We start from the raw sequence: 15304 nt of genomic DNA on the forward strand, positions 1-15304 counted from the left end.
GGGTCAGAGCGCGATGCCCGATCGCTCGGCGACCGTGTGCATGTCCTTGTCGCCGCGGCCCGACAGGTTGACGAGGAGGATCTTGTCCTTGGACAACGTCGGCGCGAGCTTCACGGCGTACGCGATCGCGTGGCTCGACTCGAGCGCGGGGATGATCCCCTCGATCCTGCAGCAGTCGTGGAACGCCTTCAGTGCCTCTTCGTCGGTGATGCCGACATACTGCGCGCGGCCGCTGTCCTTCAGCCATGCGTGCTCGGGACCGACGCCCGGATAGTCGAGCCCGGCCGATACCGAATGCGTCTCGATGATCTGGCCGTTGTCGTCCTGCAGCAGGTACGTGCGGTTGCCGTGCAGCACGCCGGGGCTGCCGGCGATCAGCGACGCCGCGTGACGGCCCGTGTCGAGGCCGTCGCCGGCCGCTTCGACGCCGATCAGCTGCACCGACGTGTCGTCGATGTACGGATAGAAGATGCCCATCGCGTTCGAGCCGCCGCCGACGCACGCAATCACCGCGTCCGGCTGCCGGCCGGCGAGTTCCGGCATCTGCACCTTGCACTCGTCGCCGATCACGCGCTGGAAGTCGCGCACCATCGCCGGATACGGGTGCGGGCCCGCGACCGTGCCGATGATGTAGAACGTGCTTTCGATGTTCGTGACCCAGTCGCGCATCGCTTCGTTCAGCGCGTCCTTCAACGTGCGCGAACCCGATTCGACCGGCACGACCGTCGCGCCGAGCAGCTTCATCCGGTAGACGTTCGCGGCCTGGCGGCGCACGTCCTCGGCGCCCATGTAGACGATGCACTCCATCCCGAAGCGCGCGCAGATCGTTGCCGTCGCGACGCCGTGCTGGCCCGCGCCCGTCTCGGCGATCACGCGCTTCTTGCCCATCCGCTTCGCGAGCAGCGCCTGGCCGATGACGTTGTTGATCTTGTGCGCGCCGGTGTGGTTCAGGTCCTCGCGCTTCAGGTAGATCTGCGCGCCGCCGAGCATCTCGCTCCAGCGCTGCGCGTGATAGATCGGCGACGGACGACCGACGAAATACTTCAGTTCCCGCTCGTATTCGGCGACGAAATCGGGGTCATGACGGAATTTTTCATACGCCGCGCGCAGTTCGTCCAGCGCGTGAATCAGCGTTTCGGCGACGAACACGCCGCCATACGGGCCGAAGTGGCCGTGATCATCAGGAAGGTTGTACATGGTGTCACTCTCGATCGGTCGGCGCGCCCCGCTGTCGGGGCCGCACCGGCTTGCATCACCTGGCGTCCGCTTCGCGCACCGCGCGTACGAACGCCGCCATCCGGGCGTGATCCTTCACGCCCTTCGCGCCGTCCACTTCGATGCCGCTCGAGACATCGACAGCAAACGGACGCAACTGGCGGATCGCATCACCGACGTTTTGCGCGTTCAAGCCACCACTCAAAACGGCCCGATGCGCGAGCTCTGCGGGAATAAGTGACCAATCGAAGACCTTGCCGCTACCGCCATAGTCCGGCACCAGGGTGTCGAACAGGAGGCCGCGCGCTTTCGAATAATGAAGAGCCGATTCTACCAAATCGGCCGGCTGCGTCGAGGGGCCGACGCGCACCGCGCGCAACCACGGCAGGCGTGCCGCGCGGCCGAGGGCGTCGCACTGCGCGGGCGTCTCGTCGCCGTGGAATTGCAGCATCGTGAGCGGCACGTCGCGCACGACCGCGTCGATCTCGGCTTCGGTCGCGTTCACGAACAGTCCGACCACCGACACGAACGGCGGGGCGAGGCGTGCAAGCTCGGCTGCCTGCGCGATCGACACCGCGCGCGGGCTCTTCGGATAGAACACGAGGCCGATCGCGTCGGCGCCGAGCGCGGCGGCGTGCAGCACGTCCTCGGGCCGCGACAGGCCGCACAGCTTGATGCGCGTACGCGGTGCGAGGCCACCCGCGGCGGGAGTCGAAGAAGACACGGCGTGATTCGTCATGGTTGTGGGTCCAGGTCGGCCCAGACGCTGCTCCACGGCACACTGCCGAGCTGCGCGGGCGGGACGGCGAATTCCGCCGGGTAGCCGACATGGGCGAGGTACAGCCCGTCGGCCATGAACGTGGGCGCGGCGAGATTGCGGTCGCGCCCGGCCAGCACGTCGGCGAGCCAGTCCGCCGGGTAGCGGCCGCGGCCGACTGCGACGAGGCAGCCCATCAGGTTGCGCACCATGTGGTGAAGGAACGCGTTCGCGCGGAAGCGGAAATGAATGAAGTGGCCCGCACGCCGCACGTCGATCTGGTACAGGTGTTTGACCGGCGTTTTCGACTGGCATTCCGACGACCGGAACGACGAGAAGTCATGCTCGCCGATCAGGTGCGCGGCGGCGGCGCGCATGGCGTCGTCGTCGAGCGGCGTGTGGATCCAGCCCGCCCGGCCAGCCAGCATCGGCGAGCGCACGGGATGTACGTACAGCGCGTAGTAGTAGGTGCGTTCGAACGCCGAGAAACGCGCATGGAACGTGTCCGGCATCGGCTTCGCCCACTGCACGGAAACGGTCGGCGGCAGGAACGCGTTGGTACCGCGCACCCACGAGAAATCCGCGCGGTCGAGGTCCGTGTCGAAATGCGCGACCTGCCCGAGCCCGTGCACGCCCGTATCGGTCCGTCCCGCGACCGTCGTATGCAACGGCACGCACGCGAATTCGCCGAGCGCGCGCTCGAGCGCGTCCTGCACGGTCTTGCCGTGCGGCTGCGCCTGCCAGCCACAGAACGCGGCGCCGTCGTACTGAATCCCCAGCGCGATCCGCATCACGCCTCGTCCGCCAGTTTCGCGAGCAGCGCGCGCGCATCGTCGCGCGTCGCGGCGTCGTTCGCATCGACGACTTCCTGCAGCAGCGTGCGCGCGCCGGATAGGTCGCCCAGCTCGACGTACTCGGATGCGAGATCCAGCTTGTTGCGCGCGATGCGCGCAAGCTCCTCCGGTGTCAGCGCGGGCAGCACGGCGCCCGGCGCGGACGGCAGGTCGAGATCGAAATCCAGTTTCAACGCACCGAACTGCGCGCCGCCGAGCGGCGGCAGCGACGACGGCGCGGATGCGCCACCCGCGTGCGGCACGGGCGTTGCCGCATCCGGATCCCAGTCGAACTCGTCGTCCTGGTCGGCCGGGTGTTCCGGTGCCGGATCGTTCGCACCAACGGGCGGGTGCGACGCGGGTTGACCGTTAGTTGCGATTCGATCGCTTTCGGCTTGATCTTCCGGGGCGGCCGGCTCTTCCGCCGTACGCGGCGGCAGCGGCATGTCGAGGCTGTTCAGCGCGCTGATCGCGTTCTGCATCAGCGCCGCGTGCTGCGCGTCGTGCGTCGCCGGCGCGGCAGGTGCTTCGATCGGCTCACCCGGGGGCGTCTCCGCGATGGGCTGCGCGTCGTGCGGTGCCGCCTCTGCAGCGCCCGCCAGCGCGGCAGGCGCTTGCTTTTGATCGTCTTGCGTCGTTGCCGCTTCCGGCGACGACGGCACGTCGAGATCGCGCGTTTCGGCCACCTCTGCCGCTACCGCGGCGGCCGAAACGAGATTCACGTCGGCGGCTGCGTCGCGTGCGACCGGCGTCTCGGGAAGAATCGGCGGCACGGGTTCGACGGACGACGAGGCGCTGGTATCCGAAGCAGCCGCCCCGCCGGACTCCGGAGTGAGCGCATCGGCGCGCCGCGCTTTCCGGCGCTTGCGCCACGCAAACCCGGCCGCGAGAACGACCACGGCCGCGCCGGCCGCCGCGGCCGGGCGCCAGTCGATCTGTTCGGAACCACGCGCGAACGGCGTCGCCGCCACGGGCACGGCTGGCTGCACGGCTGCCGATGCCGGCTGCGCCGCACTGGCGGCCACGCCGGACGCCGCCTCGCTCGCGGCGGGCGACGACGCGGCAGCAGATGCGCCGTCATTCGCAGCGGGACGCGGGGCAGCCGGTGCCGGTGCCGGTGCAACGTTGTTCGTCGCGGCCGGCTTGCCAATGCCGTGTTTCTGCAGCTCCATCAGCACGCGGTTCTTCAGCGCGAGCAGTTGCTGCAGGCTCGACGGCCGCGGCTGCGATGCGCCCGCGACGGGTGCCGCCGCGGATGGTTCGTGCATGCCTTGAGCCGGGCCGCCCTGCGCGGGCGGGATGGCGGCATCGCTCGCGGACGACGGGGTCGCGGACTGAATCGCGCCGCTCCACACGTGCGGCCCGCTTGCACCGGCCGCAGGCGCGGCCGGCTGAACCGGTTCGACCGTCGACGCGCCATGCGCGGCGGATGCTGCGGACGCGCCGGTCGAAGCCGACGCCCCTGCCACGACCGCCGCCGCGACGCTTGCACCGCTGACCGGTGCCGCGTGCGCAGCCGGTGCGGCCGGCGCCGTTTGCACGGCCGACCCCGGATGCGGCGCGGACGCACCATGCTGCGCAGCCGCGACCGTACCCGACGCGGCGGCCACCGCGGATACTGCCGATGCACCGGAAGCACCGGCCGCCGCGAGCGCCGCGCCCGTCGCGTCGAGCGCCGGCACCGTCAGCGTCGCGCCGACTTTCAGGCGGCTCGGATCGCGCTTCATGAATGCCTGCGGGTTGGCGTCGAACAATGCGCGTCCGGCGCGCGCGAGCACGCCCGGATCGTGCGACTGCGTGGCCGCCTTCGCGAGATCGTTCAACGACTGGCCCGGCTGGACCGTCACGGTAAGCGGCGCGGGACCGCCTGCGGCGGAAGCCGGCAGTTCGACGGCGCCGGTCGCCCAGGCCGACGCGGCCGCGCCGAGTGCCAGGATCGCCAGCGCGCCACGCACGGCGCGCGACAGACGGGACTGACGCGGAAACAAGGAAATTCGGGACATCGTAGACTCAATCGCCGCGCGCGGGCGCGGCTCGGATTCGCGTAGGGAAGCGTCAATAAAATCGCCGCAGAAATGCAAAAGCGTCGCGCTGAACGCGACGCTTTTGGCGACTCCGCGCGTCGTAACCGCATAGTTTACTTCACGCGATCGGGTTCCGGCCGAATTCGTCGCCGGCGGATGCGGCCGTCCATGCCGGCGCATCGGCGCGATCGCTACCCGCACCGCGCCGCCGGCGCGCGAATCGCGCGACGGCCACGCCGATCCTCACCGTCAATCGCGCACGGCAGTTTTATCAAAAATGGATCATCAATCAATGAAAATTGTGGCAACCGCATCGCCCCCGACATGAATTCATGTCCGTATGGATCGCGTCCCGTCCCGCTCACAAGCGTCTCGGGATTTTCGCGCGTATGCCGCGGCGCCAACCAATAAAAAAACGCCTGCCGCCCCGCGAAGGGCTGGCAGGCGTTTCGCGTCGCGCGCCGACGGGGCGCGCGCGGCGCAGCCCGATTCTTACTTGTCGAGCAGGATGCGCAGCATGCGGCGCAGCGGCTCGGCCGCGCCCCACAGCAGCTGGTCGCCGACCGTGAACGCCGACAGGTATTCGCCGCCCATCGCGAGCTTGCGCAGGCGACCGACCGGCACCGTCAGCGTGCCGGTGATCTTCGCCGGCGACAGGTCGCGCATCGACGCTTCGCGCTCGTTCGGCACGACCTTCACCCAGTCGTTCGCCGACGCGAGGATGCCGTTGATTTCGTCCAGCGGGACGTCCTTCTTCAGCTTGATCGTCAGCGCCTGCGAGTGGCAGCGCATCGCGCCGATCCGCACGCACAGCCCGTCGACCGGGATCGAACCCGGCTCGCCCATGGCCGGCTTGCCGAGGATCTTGTTGGTTTCCGCGCCGCCCTTCCACTCTTCCTTCGACATCCCGTTGCCGAGATCCTTGTCGATCCACGGAATCAGCGAACCCGCGAGCGGCACGCCGAACTGGCTCGTCGGCATTGCATCGCTGTTCATCGTCGCGAGCACGCGGCGGTCGATGTCGAGAATCGCGGAAGCCGGATCGGCGAGCTGTTCCTGCACCGAACCGTGCAGTGCGCCCATCTGCGACAGCAGTTCACGCATGTTCTGCGCGCCCGCGCCCGATGCGGCCTGGTAGGTCATCGCCGTCATCCAGTCGACGAGGTTCTCGCGGAACAGGCCGCCGAGCGCCATCAGCATCAGGCTGACCGTGCAGTTGCCGCCGACGAAGTTCTTCGTGCCCTTGACGAGCGCGTCCTTGATCACGTCGAGGTTGACCGGATCGAGGATGATGACTGCGTCGTCCTGCATCCGCAGCGACGAGGCCGCGTCGATCCAGTAGCCGTTCCAGCCGGCCGCGCGCAGCTTCGGGAACACGTCGTTCGTGTAGTCGCCGCCCTGGCACGTGATGATCACGTCGCACTTCTTCAGCTCGTCGACGTTGGTCGCGTCCTTGAGCGTAGTCTCGTTTTTCGCGAACGACGGCGCCTTGCCGCCCGTATTGCTGGTGCTGAAAAACACCGGCTCGATCAGGTCGAAATCACCTTCTTCCTGCATGCGCTGCATCAGCACGCTGCCGACCATGCCGCGCCAACCTACGAGACCTACGTTCATGACTAACCCTTTGAATGGAGCTTCCCCGCCATTTCCGCCCCCGGCGTGACCGCGCGGGGAAACAGGCGGGCACGACGGACGATCAGCGTTTAATGATCGTTTTCGTGGTAATGGTGTTCGTGATGACGATGGCGCGCGTACCCGCACGGGCAGTGTTGCCGTGGAGTTTCAGGACCGGGGAGATCAGGGAAATCAGCGCCATCGTTCGAGTCTACACAAAGCCGGTTGGCCGCACAACGGCCAACCACGCGCGAACCGGCCGATTTCGCGGCCCGTTCGCGCCCTTTCCACAATTCACTGCATTACTGCATTGCCGTGCGCGTTACAGCGCAGCGACCACCGCGTCGCCCATCGCCGCCGTGCCGACCTGCTTGCAACCCGGCGTCGCGATGTCGCCCGTGCGATAGCCTTGTTCGAGCACCGTTTTCACCGCGTGCTCGATGCGATCGGCCTGCTCCGCGCGATTCAGCGAGTAGCGCAGCAGCATCGCGGCCGACAGGATCGTCGCCAGCGGGTTCGCGATGCCCTTGCCCGCGATGTCCGGCGCCGAACCGTGCGACGGCTCGTACAGGCCCTTGTTGTTCTTGTCGAGCGACGCCGACGGCAGCATGCCGATCGAGCCCGTCAGCATCGACGCTTCATCCGACAGGATGTCGCCGAACATGTTGCCGGTCACGATCACGTCGAACTGCTTCGGCGCCTTCGCGAGCTGCATCGCCGCGTTGTCGACGTACATGTGCGACAGCTCGACGTCAGCGTATTCCTTCGACACGTCGATCATGATGTCGCGCCAGAACTGCGACGTTTCGAGCACGTTCGACTTGTCGACCGACAGCAGCTTCTTCGCACGCTTTCGCGCGGCCTGGAACGCGACGTGCGCGATGCGGCGCACTTCCGGTTCCGAATAGCGCATCGTGTCGAAGCCTTCGCGCTCGCCGGCGAACGGGCCGTCGGGAGCAGCGCGCACGCCGCGCGGCTGGCCGAAGTAGATGTCGCCGTTGAGTTCGCGCACGATCAGGATGTCGAGGCCTGCGACCAGCTCGGGCTTCAGCGGCGACGCGTCGACGAGTTGCGGATAGCAGATCGCCGGACGGAAGTTCGCGAACAGCTCGAGATGCTTGCGCAGCCCGAGGATCGCCTGCTCGGGGCGCAACGCGCGCTCGAGCGAGTCGTACTTCCAGTCGCCGACCGCGCCGAACAGGATCGCGTCGGCTTCCTTCGCGAGTTTCAGCGTCGCGTCCGGCAGCGGGTGGCCGCTCGCCTCGTAGCCCGCGCCGCCGACCGGCGCCTGTTCGAGTTCGAACTTCTCGTCGAGGGCGTTCAGCACCTTGACCGCTTCGTTGACGATTTCCGGACCGATGCCGTCGCCGGGCAGCACTGCAATCTTCATGCGTTATTCCTGACTGGGTAGGTATGAATGGCAGGTCGGCGAGCGCGTCATGCACGCCCGCCCGGAGGCAATCTCAGCCGACCAGCTTGTTGTTGAGCCACGGCTGCTTCGCGAGCCGCTCGGCTTCGAACTGGCGGATCTTGTCCGCGTGACGCAGCGTCAGGCCGATGTCGTCGAAACCGTTCACCAGGCAGTACTTGCGGAACGCGGTGATGTCGAACGCATACTCGCGGCCGTCGCCCGTGCGCACGACCTGCGCGTCGAGGTCGATCGTCAGCTGATAGCCGTTGAACGCGTACGTCTCGTTGAACAGGTGATCGACCTGCTGCTCGGTCAGCACGATCGGCAGCAGCCCGTTCTTGTAGCAGTTGTTGAAGAAAATGTCGGCGAAGCTCGGCGCGATGATCGCGCGGAAGCCGTACTGCTGCAGCGCCCACGGCGCGTGCTCGCGCGAGCTGCCGCAGCCGAAGTTCTTGCGTGCGAGCAGCACCGATGCGCCCTGGTAGCGCGGCTGGTTCAGCACGAAATCCGGGTTCAGCGGGCGCTTCGAGTTGTCCTGGCCCGGCTCGCCGTGATCGAGGTAACGCCATTCGTCGAACGCGTTCGGACCGAAGCCCGTGCGCTTGATCGACTTCAGGAACTGCTTCGGGATGATCGCGTCGGTGTCGACGTTCTCGCGATCGAGCGGCGCCACGACGCCGGTATGCACATTGAATTTTTCCATGATCCGTCTATCCGGTTGAGGGGCCGGCATTCAGCCGGCGCACATCGACAAATTCTCGGCGGATGTCACTCCGCGGCGCGCTGCAGCGCGTTGCCGGCGGCATTGACGTCCTGGCCGAAGCCTCGGACGGTATTGCAGCCCGCAAGGCCGAAGCCCAGCCCCGCGAGCGCCAGCGCGGCAACCAGCCGCGCGATGAGCTTCGATGCCGTCACGCGTTACCCCAGCTTGCGAATGTCGACGAAATGGCCTTCGATCGCCGCCGCCGCCGCCATCGCGGGGCTCACGAGGTGCGTGCGGCCGCCCGCGCCCTGCCGGCCTTCGAAATTGCGGTTCGACGTCGATGCGCAGCGCTCGCCCGGATCGAGCCGGTCGGCGTTCATCGCGAGGCACATCGAGCAGCCCGGCTCGCGCCATTCGAAGCCCGCATCCGTGAACACCTTGTCGAGGCCTTCGCGCTCGGCCTGCGCCTTCACGAGGCCCGAGCCCGGCACGACCATCGCGAGGCGCACGTTCGACGCGATGCGGCGATTCAGCTTCTTCACGACGTACGCGGCCGCGCGGATGTCCTCGATGCGCGCGTTCGTGCACGAACCGATGAAGATCTTGTCGACCTTGATCGACTCGATGGGCGTGTTCGGCTCCAGCGCCATGTAAGCCAGCGCGCGCTCCATCGCGTCGCGCTTGACCGGATCCTTCTCGCGCTCGGGATCGGGCACGCGACCGTCGATCGACGTGACCATTTCCGGCGACGTGCCCCACGTGACCTGCGGGACGATCTCGGCCGCGTTCAGCTCGACGACGCGGTCGAACTGCGCGCCTTCATCGGACTTGAATTCGCGCCAGTACTCGACGGCCTGATCCCATTCCGCGCCGGTCGGCACGAACGGACGGCCCTTCAGGTAGTCGATCGTCGTGTCGTCGACGGCGACCATGCCCGCGCGTGCGCCGGCTTCGATCGCCATGTTGCAGACGGTCATCCGGCCTTCCATCGTCAGCGCACGGATCGTCGAGCCGCCGAATTCGATCGCGTAGCCCGTGCCTCCGGCCGTGCCGATCTTGCCGATGATCGCGAGCACGATGTCCTTCGCGGTACACCCGCGCGGCAGGGCACCCTCGACCTTCACGAGCATGTTCTTGCTCTTTTTCTGCAGCAAGGTTTGCGTCGCGAGCACGTGCTCGACTTCCGACGTGCCGATGCCGTGCGCGAGCGCGCCGAATGCGCCGTGCGTCGACGTGTGCGAATCGCCGCAGACGATCGTCATGCCCGGCAGCGTCGCGCCCTGCTCCGGCCCGATGATGTGCACGATGCCCTGGCGTACGTCGTTCATCTTGAACTGCGTGATGCCGAAGGCGTCGCAGTTCGCGTCAAGCGTGTCGACCTGCAGCTTCGAGACCGGATCGGCAATGCCGTGGCTGCGATCCGTGGTCGGGACGTTGTGGTCCGACACGGCCAGGTTCGCGCTGATGCGCCACACCGGGCGGTGCGCGACGTTCAGCCCTTCGAACGCCTGCGGGCTCGTGACTTCGTGCAGCAGCTGACGGTCGATGTAGAGCAATGCCGTGCCGTCGTCCTCGGTGTGGACGACGTGGGTATTCCACAGTTTGTCGTAGAGAGTCTGTGCCATGGGTATGCGGGGTCGTTGTGACTACAAGCCTTGCGGATGCGGTCGATTATGCCACGCAGAACGCGCCACGGCGCAGGCCAGACGCGAAAAAACCCATTAAAAACAGTGGTTTGGCTGGTAGTGCCAATACCTGTATCGGCATTACCAGCCAAACGGGGCATCGGACGCCGCGACGCCCCGCGCTCGCGATGTTCGCTTCGCGGCGGGTTCCGGCATACGATGGGACGACGTGCATCTGCACGTCCCAACGGTCCGGACCCGGAGCCCACGACGATGAAGCTCGGCATCACCCCATCGCTTGCCCGCCTGGACGACGAAGGCACGCTGTTCACGACGCTGTTTCGCCACGGCACGCTCGACGTCGAGCTGTACCGTCCGCGCGGCGAGGACCTGCAGACGCCGCATACGCGCGACGAGGTCTACGTGATCGCCGCCGGCACGTCCCGCTTCGTCGTCGACGGGCGCGAATGCAGCGTCGCGACGGGCGACGTGTTGTTCGTCCCCGCATTCGCGTCGCACCGTTTCGTCGGCTTCTCCGACGATTTCTCGACCTGGGTGTTCTTCTACGGCCCCGAAGGCGGCGAACGCGACGAGCGCGGTGCGTGACGCGCGGCAAGCACCGCGCTTCCCGCACGATCTCCTAGACTGTCTATTCGCAACGGGCGGCGCGGCCGCCCTCCCCGCCATCACGATGCGCGCATCGCCCGGCGCATCGACCGGACAGGAGCACGGCATGCGATACGAACTTTATTACTGGCCAGAGATCCAGGGCCGCGGCGAATACGTGCGGCTCGCGCTCGAGGCGGCCGAGGCCGACTATGTCGACGTGGCGCGCGAATCGGGGCGCGGCATGGGCGTATCGGCAATGATGCGGCTGATGGACAGCACGAAGACCGAATGCGTGCCGTTCGCGCCGCCGTTCCTGAAGGCCGGCGATGTGCTCGTCGGACAGACCGCGAACATCCTGCTGTTTCTCGGCGCGCGGCTCGGGCTCGCGCCCGACGACGAAGCCGGACGGCTGTGGGTGCATCAACTCCAGCTGACCGTCGCCGATTTCGTCACCGAGATCCACGACACGCATCACCCGATCGGCAGCGGCCTGTACTACGAGGACCAGAAAGCCGAGGCCGCCGAGCGCGCGGCCGATTTCCTCGCGCACCGCCTGCCGAAGTTCCTCGGCTACTTCGATCGCGTGCTCGAGCAGAATCCGCACAAAGGCGGCTATATCGCCGGCGGCGCGCTCAGTTATGCGGACCTGTCGATCTTCCAGCTGATCGAAGGGCTGCGCTACGCGTTCCCGAAGGCGATGCAGCGCGCGGAGCGCAAGGTCGAGGGGCTCGTCGGCCTGCACGACCGCGTTGCGCGGCATCCGCCCGTCGCGCGCTATCTGGCGTCGGCGCGCCGCATCCCGTTCAACGACATGGGAATCTTCCGGCACTATCCGGAGCTGGACCGGTAGCGCCGGACGCCACGTCAGTCGCCGTAGCGATAGCGGCTACGCATCGCGTCGAGCGGATTGCCGTCGGCGAGCGTCCCGCCGAGACTGCGGATCACCGCGCTCGCCGCGTTGATCGCGGTCTGCACCGCGCCCTCGATCCAGCCGCCCGTGAACGAGCAGCAGCAGCCGGCCAGGTAGATGCCTCGGTCCGACGACGGATCGGCGGCCGTCTGGAACTGATAGAACAGCGCCTGCGAGTGAATGTCCTCGCCCGGATAGTTCAACTTGAATGCCCCGAGCGCATAGCGGTCCGACAACCAGTCGTGGCTCGTGACGTTGCGCGCGTAATCGTCGTCGAGCGGACGCAAGTGTGCGGCGAACGCCGGCGAAACAATGCCGATATCGGCCACGAGACGCTTGAACCGCTCGACCTTGTCGGTCAGCGACAGGATCTTGTGCGAATCGTCCTCCCACGTGTAGCTGATCAGCACGACGCCGTGCGCGTCGGGATCGTCGGGCGCGTAGTCGAGACAGTAGATGCCGCGCGCCAGCGTGTCCGTCTGAATGTTGTGCGGCAGCCCGTGCTTGAGCCAGAACTTGTCGCGGGTCAGCACGAACAGCTTCGACGAGCTGACCATGTGCGTCTCGTTGATCGCGCGAACGACGTCCGGTGCGAACAGGTTCGCGATGCCGGTGATGCCCATGCCGACCTGCATCGCCCGCGTCGTGGTCGCGACGATCACGCGGTCGAATATGTGCGTCGCTCCGTCGTCGAGCGTGAGCGCAAAGGTGTCGTCCGGCTGCTTCGCCACGTGCCGCACGGCCGCATGGACGATGCAATCGCGCACCCGCACGCCGTGCCCGCCATCGTCGAGCAGTCCCTGCGCGAGCGCGAAGATGCCGGCCGGGATAAGCCGCTGGTCGACTTCGAGCTCGTTGACCACGATCCGCAGGATTTCGAGGAACGATGCGCGATAGACCGGCTGGAAGCCGCCCGAGCCGATGCCGAGCGTGCCGAACAGGCGCAGGTCCTCGCCCTTGCGCCAGCGCGCGCCGCCCGGCGGCGTCGCGCCCGTGAAGATCTTGACGATCGCCGAGTAGAACGACTCGTCGCCGAATCGGTCGATGTACTGCTGCCAGCCATGCCGCGCGTCGTCGTAGCGATGCGCGCGCAGCTGCGCTGTCAGTTCGGCCGGGGCGGGCAGCCGCGTGCCGTCGTCGAGCCGCACGCCGTCGCGAATGAACGCGCGCCAGCCGCGGTCGACGCGATCGAACAGCGCGGGAGGCGCATCGCCCGCGGGCCAGCGGTACGCACGGCCCTGATAGTGGATCTCGGTGTCGACGATGCCCGGATCGGGAAACGCGGATGCACTGTCGACGCCGAATCGCTCGAGATAGTGGTAGAGCGCGGCCTGCGACGGCGGGAAACGCATCGCGCCCATTTCGGCGAGCAGGTGCGGATGGTCCGGATTGATCGACTGCGACAGCAGGCGCCCGCCCACGCGCGCGCGGTTCGCCTCGAACACGACGACCTGCCGTGCACCCGCGCGCAGCAACTCGCAGGCGGCGACGAGACCGCCGACGCCCGCGCCGACGATCGCGATCCGCGCGTCGCGTGCGCACTGCGCCGGCAGCGTGCCGAGGTGCCCGCCGGTGCGCGACAGGAAGGCGCCGTAGTCGTACAGCGTGTCGATGTACGGCAACGTGTGCGTCAGGAATTCAGGAGCATTCATGTGGTCGGGAACGAAAAAGGACGTGCTGGCCGCACGCGGTCAGACAGGCAGGTGGATGCTGCCGTGCGGCGCGTCGGCATTGACGAGATCGACACGCTTCACGCGGATGCGCAATGTGTCGTCGCATACCGCGAGTTCGTGCGTGTACCAGCCGGCGAACAGCGTCTGCTCGTCGCGTCGCGTTTCGACGTAGTGAAACGGCGTGCGCAGCACATAGGCGCCGCGCCCGAGGTCGGCCTGATCGACATGCGGCTGCTGGAGCAGATGATGACCGCGACTCGCCGGCTGCTGCGAGAACGTCCGGCGCCCGGCCAGCCGCTCGATGCGGATGCGCAGCAGCAGCCGGTCCTCGTCCATCAGCGCGCCGTGCAGCCCGGTATCGGGCTGATCCGGCGACAGCGGCATCCAGTAACGCGCGTCGTCCGCGTAGAGCGCGAGCCATTCCTCATAGCGCCGCTCGTCGAGCAGGCGTGCCTCGCGATAGACGAACGCGACGAGCTCATCGTGCGGAAATGCGCGCATCTGCGGCCTCCTGCGTCGATACGGGCGCGATGTACTGCAGCCATGCCCGGAACTGGTTGCGGATCTGCTGCTCGCTGGTGCCGTTCGTTTCCGACGTCGGCTGCGCGAATTCCTGGGGATCGAACAGCCTCCCGACATGCACCCAGTCGCGCGCCTGCGTGGCGAGGCCGCGCTGTGCGCGTTCGTACATTTCGAGATCGTCGTGCGCGACGATCGACGTCGGCGCGTTGATGAGGCGGTTGTAGGCGAGCGTGCGCTCGAACAGCGAATCGGGCGCGCCGACGAGACGAAACGACCACGACTCCACCAGCGTGCGGTCGACCGCCAGCGGCTTGAATACGCGCAGGATCTGGATCGGCCCTTTCACCATCGCATTCGGAAACAGCACCGTGTTGTGACGCACCTCGCCCAGAATCCGCGCGGCGCGCGCTTCGCCGTAGGCCGCGGTCATCTTCTCGTGATAGCCGGGAATCGGCGTGTAGCGCGCGTGAATCGAATCGGCGGTGCCGGTGTGACCATGTCCGTTGGGCCACACGCGCAACCCCATCTGCTCGAAGAACGCGTGCGGCTGGATGAACGGCTCCAGCAGCTCGACCGCCATCGGCTTCGCCTGCTGCGTGCCGTCACGCTCCCACACGCGCACGGCCGTGCCGGCCGAGGACTCGTGCGCGACCATCGGATGACAGGTGTCGGTCTGATTCTCGACCAGCATCTTCCAGTTGCATCCGTGCACGTAGCGGAACACGCCGCCCGCGACTTCCACGCGCCCTTCCGGCGAACGATCGACGAGGTTGTCGAGCGACGACAGCGCGTTGCCGAAGTACGCATCGAAATCGACACCGGACTGACTGAGGCGGCAGAACACGAAACCGCGATGCTCATGGCTCGCGCCGACCGCCTGCATGCCCTTGCTCGCCTCGCACGATTCGAAGCCCGTGTTTTCGTAGCCGCGCCGCAGCGGAATCGCGTAGAGGCTGCCGTCGGTCCGGTACGACCATGCGTGGTACGGGCAGCGGAAGAATGTGCCTGTGTTGCCGGAGGCATCCGTTACGAGCTGCGTGCCCTTGTGCGAGCAGCGGTTGTGCAGCACCCGCACCGAACCGTCGACGTGGCGCACCATCACGACCGGCTCGGCGCCGATCGTCGTCGTCACGTAGTCGCCCGTGGCCGGAATCTGGCTGACGTGGCCGACATAGACCCAGGTGTTCCAGAACAGATGGCGCATCTCCAGCTCGAAGATGCGCGGCGACAGATAAAGGTCCTTGTGCACCTCGGTATCGCGCACGAGTGAAGCCACCGCATCGGTGAACGATGGTGCCGTCATGCGCGCCCCCGACTGCGGACGCGATGCGGCCGCGCGTCCTCGCGACGCGCAATGTCGATTGCTTTTATTGTCATCTCTCAGGTTCTGGTTGGTATGCCGCTCGGA

15 protein-coding genes are annotated in these 15304 nt (G+C 67.1%); 2 read left to right on the forward strand and 13 right to left on the reverse strand.

The features are described 5' to 3' along the window. Positions 1 to 3: 3 nt before the first annotated feature. The 10 genes from trpB to leuC form a co-directional block, all read right to left on the reverse strand. Positions 4 to 1197: a tryptophan synthase subunit beta gene (trpB, locus tag BTE28158_RS29370; RefSeq protein ID WP_059599544.1), complete on the reverse strand. Its 1194-nt coding sequence runs from the start codon at positions 1195 to 1197 to the stop codon at positions 4 to 6. Positions 1198 to 1252: 55 nt separating this feature from the next. Further along, the gene (locus BTE28158_RS29375; RefSeq protein ID WP_151051863.1) at positions 1253 to 1954 is read right to left on the reverse strand and encodes a phosphoribosylanthranilate isomerase; all 702 of its coding nucleotides are present in this window, start codon (positions 1952 to 1954) and stop codon (positions 1253 to 1255) included. Further along, positions 1951 to 2763, reverse strand: coding sequence for a tRNA pseudouridine(38-40) synthase TruA (truA, locus tag BTE28158_RS29380; RefSeq protein ID WP_059599546.1), 813 nt, complete (start codon positions 2761 to 2763; stop codon positions 1951 to 1953). Before truA ends, BTE28158_RS29375 begins: the two co-directional genes overlap by 4 nt. Further along, a complete protein-coding gene (locus BTE28158_RS29385) occupies positions 2763 to 4808 on the reverse strand; it encodes a FimV/HubP family polar landmark protein (RefSeq protein WP_174920230.1) in 2046 nt (681 codons plus the stop codon). Before BTE28158_RS29385 ends, truA begins: the two co-directional genes overlap by 1 nt. A gap of 513 nt (positions 4809 to 5321) precedes the next feature. After that, on the reverse strand, positions 5322 to 6443 hold the full coding sequence (gene asd / locus BTE28158_RS29390; protein WP_059466419.1) for an aspartate-semialdehyde dehydrogenase: 1122 nt from the start codon (positions 6441 to 6443) through the stop codon (positions 5322 to 5324). An 82-nt stretch (positions 6444 to 6525) separates the two neighbouring features. Then, positions 6526 to 6645, reverse strand: a complete 120-nt coding sequence (locus BTE28158_RS32670; RefSeq protein ID WP_151050140.1) for a 3-isopropylmalate dehydrogenase — start codon at positions 6643 to 6645, stop codon at positions 6526 to 6528. A gap of 120 nt (positions 6646 to 6765) precedes the next feature. Then, positions 6766 to 7833, reverse strand: coding sequence for a 3-isopropylmalate dehydrogenase (leuB, locus tag BTE28158_RS29400; protein ID WP_151050138.1), 1068 nt, complete (start codon positions 7831 to 7833; stop codon positions 6766 to 6768). Positions 7834 to 7906: 73 nt separating this feature from the next. Next, positions 7907 to 8557, reverse strand: a complete 651-nt coding sequence (gene leuD / locus BTE28158_RS29405; RefSeq protein WP_059599548.1) for a 3-isopropylmalate dehydratase small subunit — start codon at positions 8555 to 8557, stop codon at positions 7907 to 7909. Positions 8558 to 8622: 65 nt separating this feature from the next. Continuing rightward, entirely contained in the window at positions 8623 to 8769 is a 147-nt protein-coding gene (locus tag BTE28158_RS29410; RefSeq protein WP_059450800.1) for an entericidin A/B family lipoprotein, read from the reverse strand. Positions 8770 to 8772: 3 nt separating this feature from the next. Then, complete coding sequence (leuC, locus tag BTE28158_RS29415) at positions 8773 to 10182, reverse strand: 3-isopropylmalate dehydratase large subunit (RefSeq protein ID WP_057923944.1); 1410 nt, start codon at positions 10180 to 10182, stop codon at positions 8773 to 8775. A 273-nt stretch (positions 10183 to 10455) separates the two neighbouring features. Between leuC and BTE28158_RS29420 the strand changes: the two genes are divergently transcribed. Together BTE28158_RS29420 and BTE28158_RS29425 are read left to right on the forward strand one after the other, a co-directional pair. Next, on the forward strand, positions 10456 to 10788 hold the full coding sequence (locus BTE28158_RS29420) for a cupin domain-containing protein (protein WP_124628493.1): 333 nt from the start codon (positions 10456 to 10458) through the stop codon (positions 10786 to 10788). Between the two features lie 127 nt (positions 10789 to 10915). Beyond that, positions 10916 to 11641 carry a glutathione S-transferase gene (locus tag BTE28158_RS29425; protein WP_151050136.1) on the forward strand — a complete coding sequence of 242 codons (726 nt, stop codon included), beginning with the start codon at positions 10916 to 10918 and terminating at the stop codon, positions 11639 to 11641. Positions 11642 to 11655: 14 nt separating this feature from the next. Here BTE28158_RS29425 and BTE28158_RS29430 read toward each other — a convergent pair whose 3' ends face one another. From BTE28158_RS29430 to BTE28158_RS29440, 3 genes are read right to left on the reverse strand one after another with little or no spacing between them, the layout of a single operon-like run. After that, positions 11656 to 13353, reverse strand: coding sequence for a flavin monoamine oxidase family protein (locus tag BTE28158_RS29430; RefSeq protein WP_151050134.1), 1698 nt, complete (start codon positions 13351 to 13353; stop codon positions 11656 to 11658). 39 nt (positions 13354 to 13392) lie between these two features. Further along, positions 13393 to 13875 (reverse strand): aromatic-ring-hydroxylating dioxygenase subunit beta, encoded by a 483-nt coding sequence (locus BTE28158_RS29435; RefSeq protein WP_151050132.1) that lies wholly within the window; start codon positions 13873 to 13875, stop codon positions 13393 to 13395. After that, positions 13853 to 15199: an aromatic ring-hydroxylating dioxygenase subunit alpha gene (locus BTE28158_RS29440; protein ID WP_151050130.1), complete on the reverse strand. Its 1347-nt coding sequence runs from the start codon at positions 15197 to 15199 to the stop codon at positions 13853 to 13855. The genes BTE28158_RS29435 and BTE28158_RS29440 overlap by 23 nt, the downstream gene beginning before the upstream one ends. Positions 15200 to 15304 lie beyond the last annotated feature (105 nt).

It is taken from the genome of Burkholderia diffusa (assembly GCF_902499115.1).
GTDB lineage: Bacteria > Pseudomonadota > Gammaproteobacteria > Burkholderiales > Burkholderiaceae > Burkholderia > Burkholderia diffusa.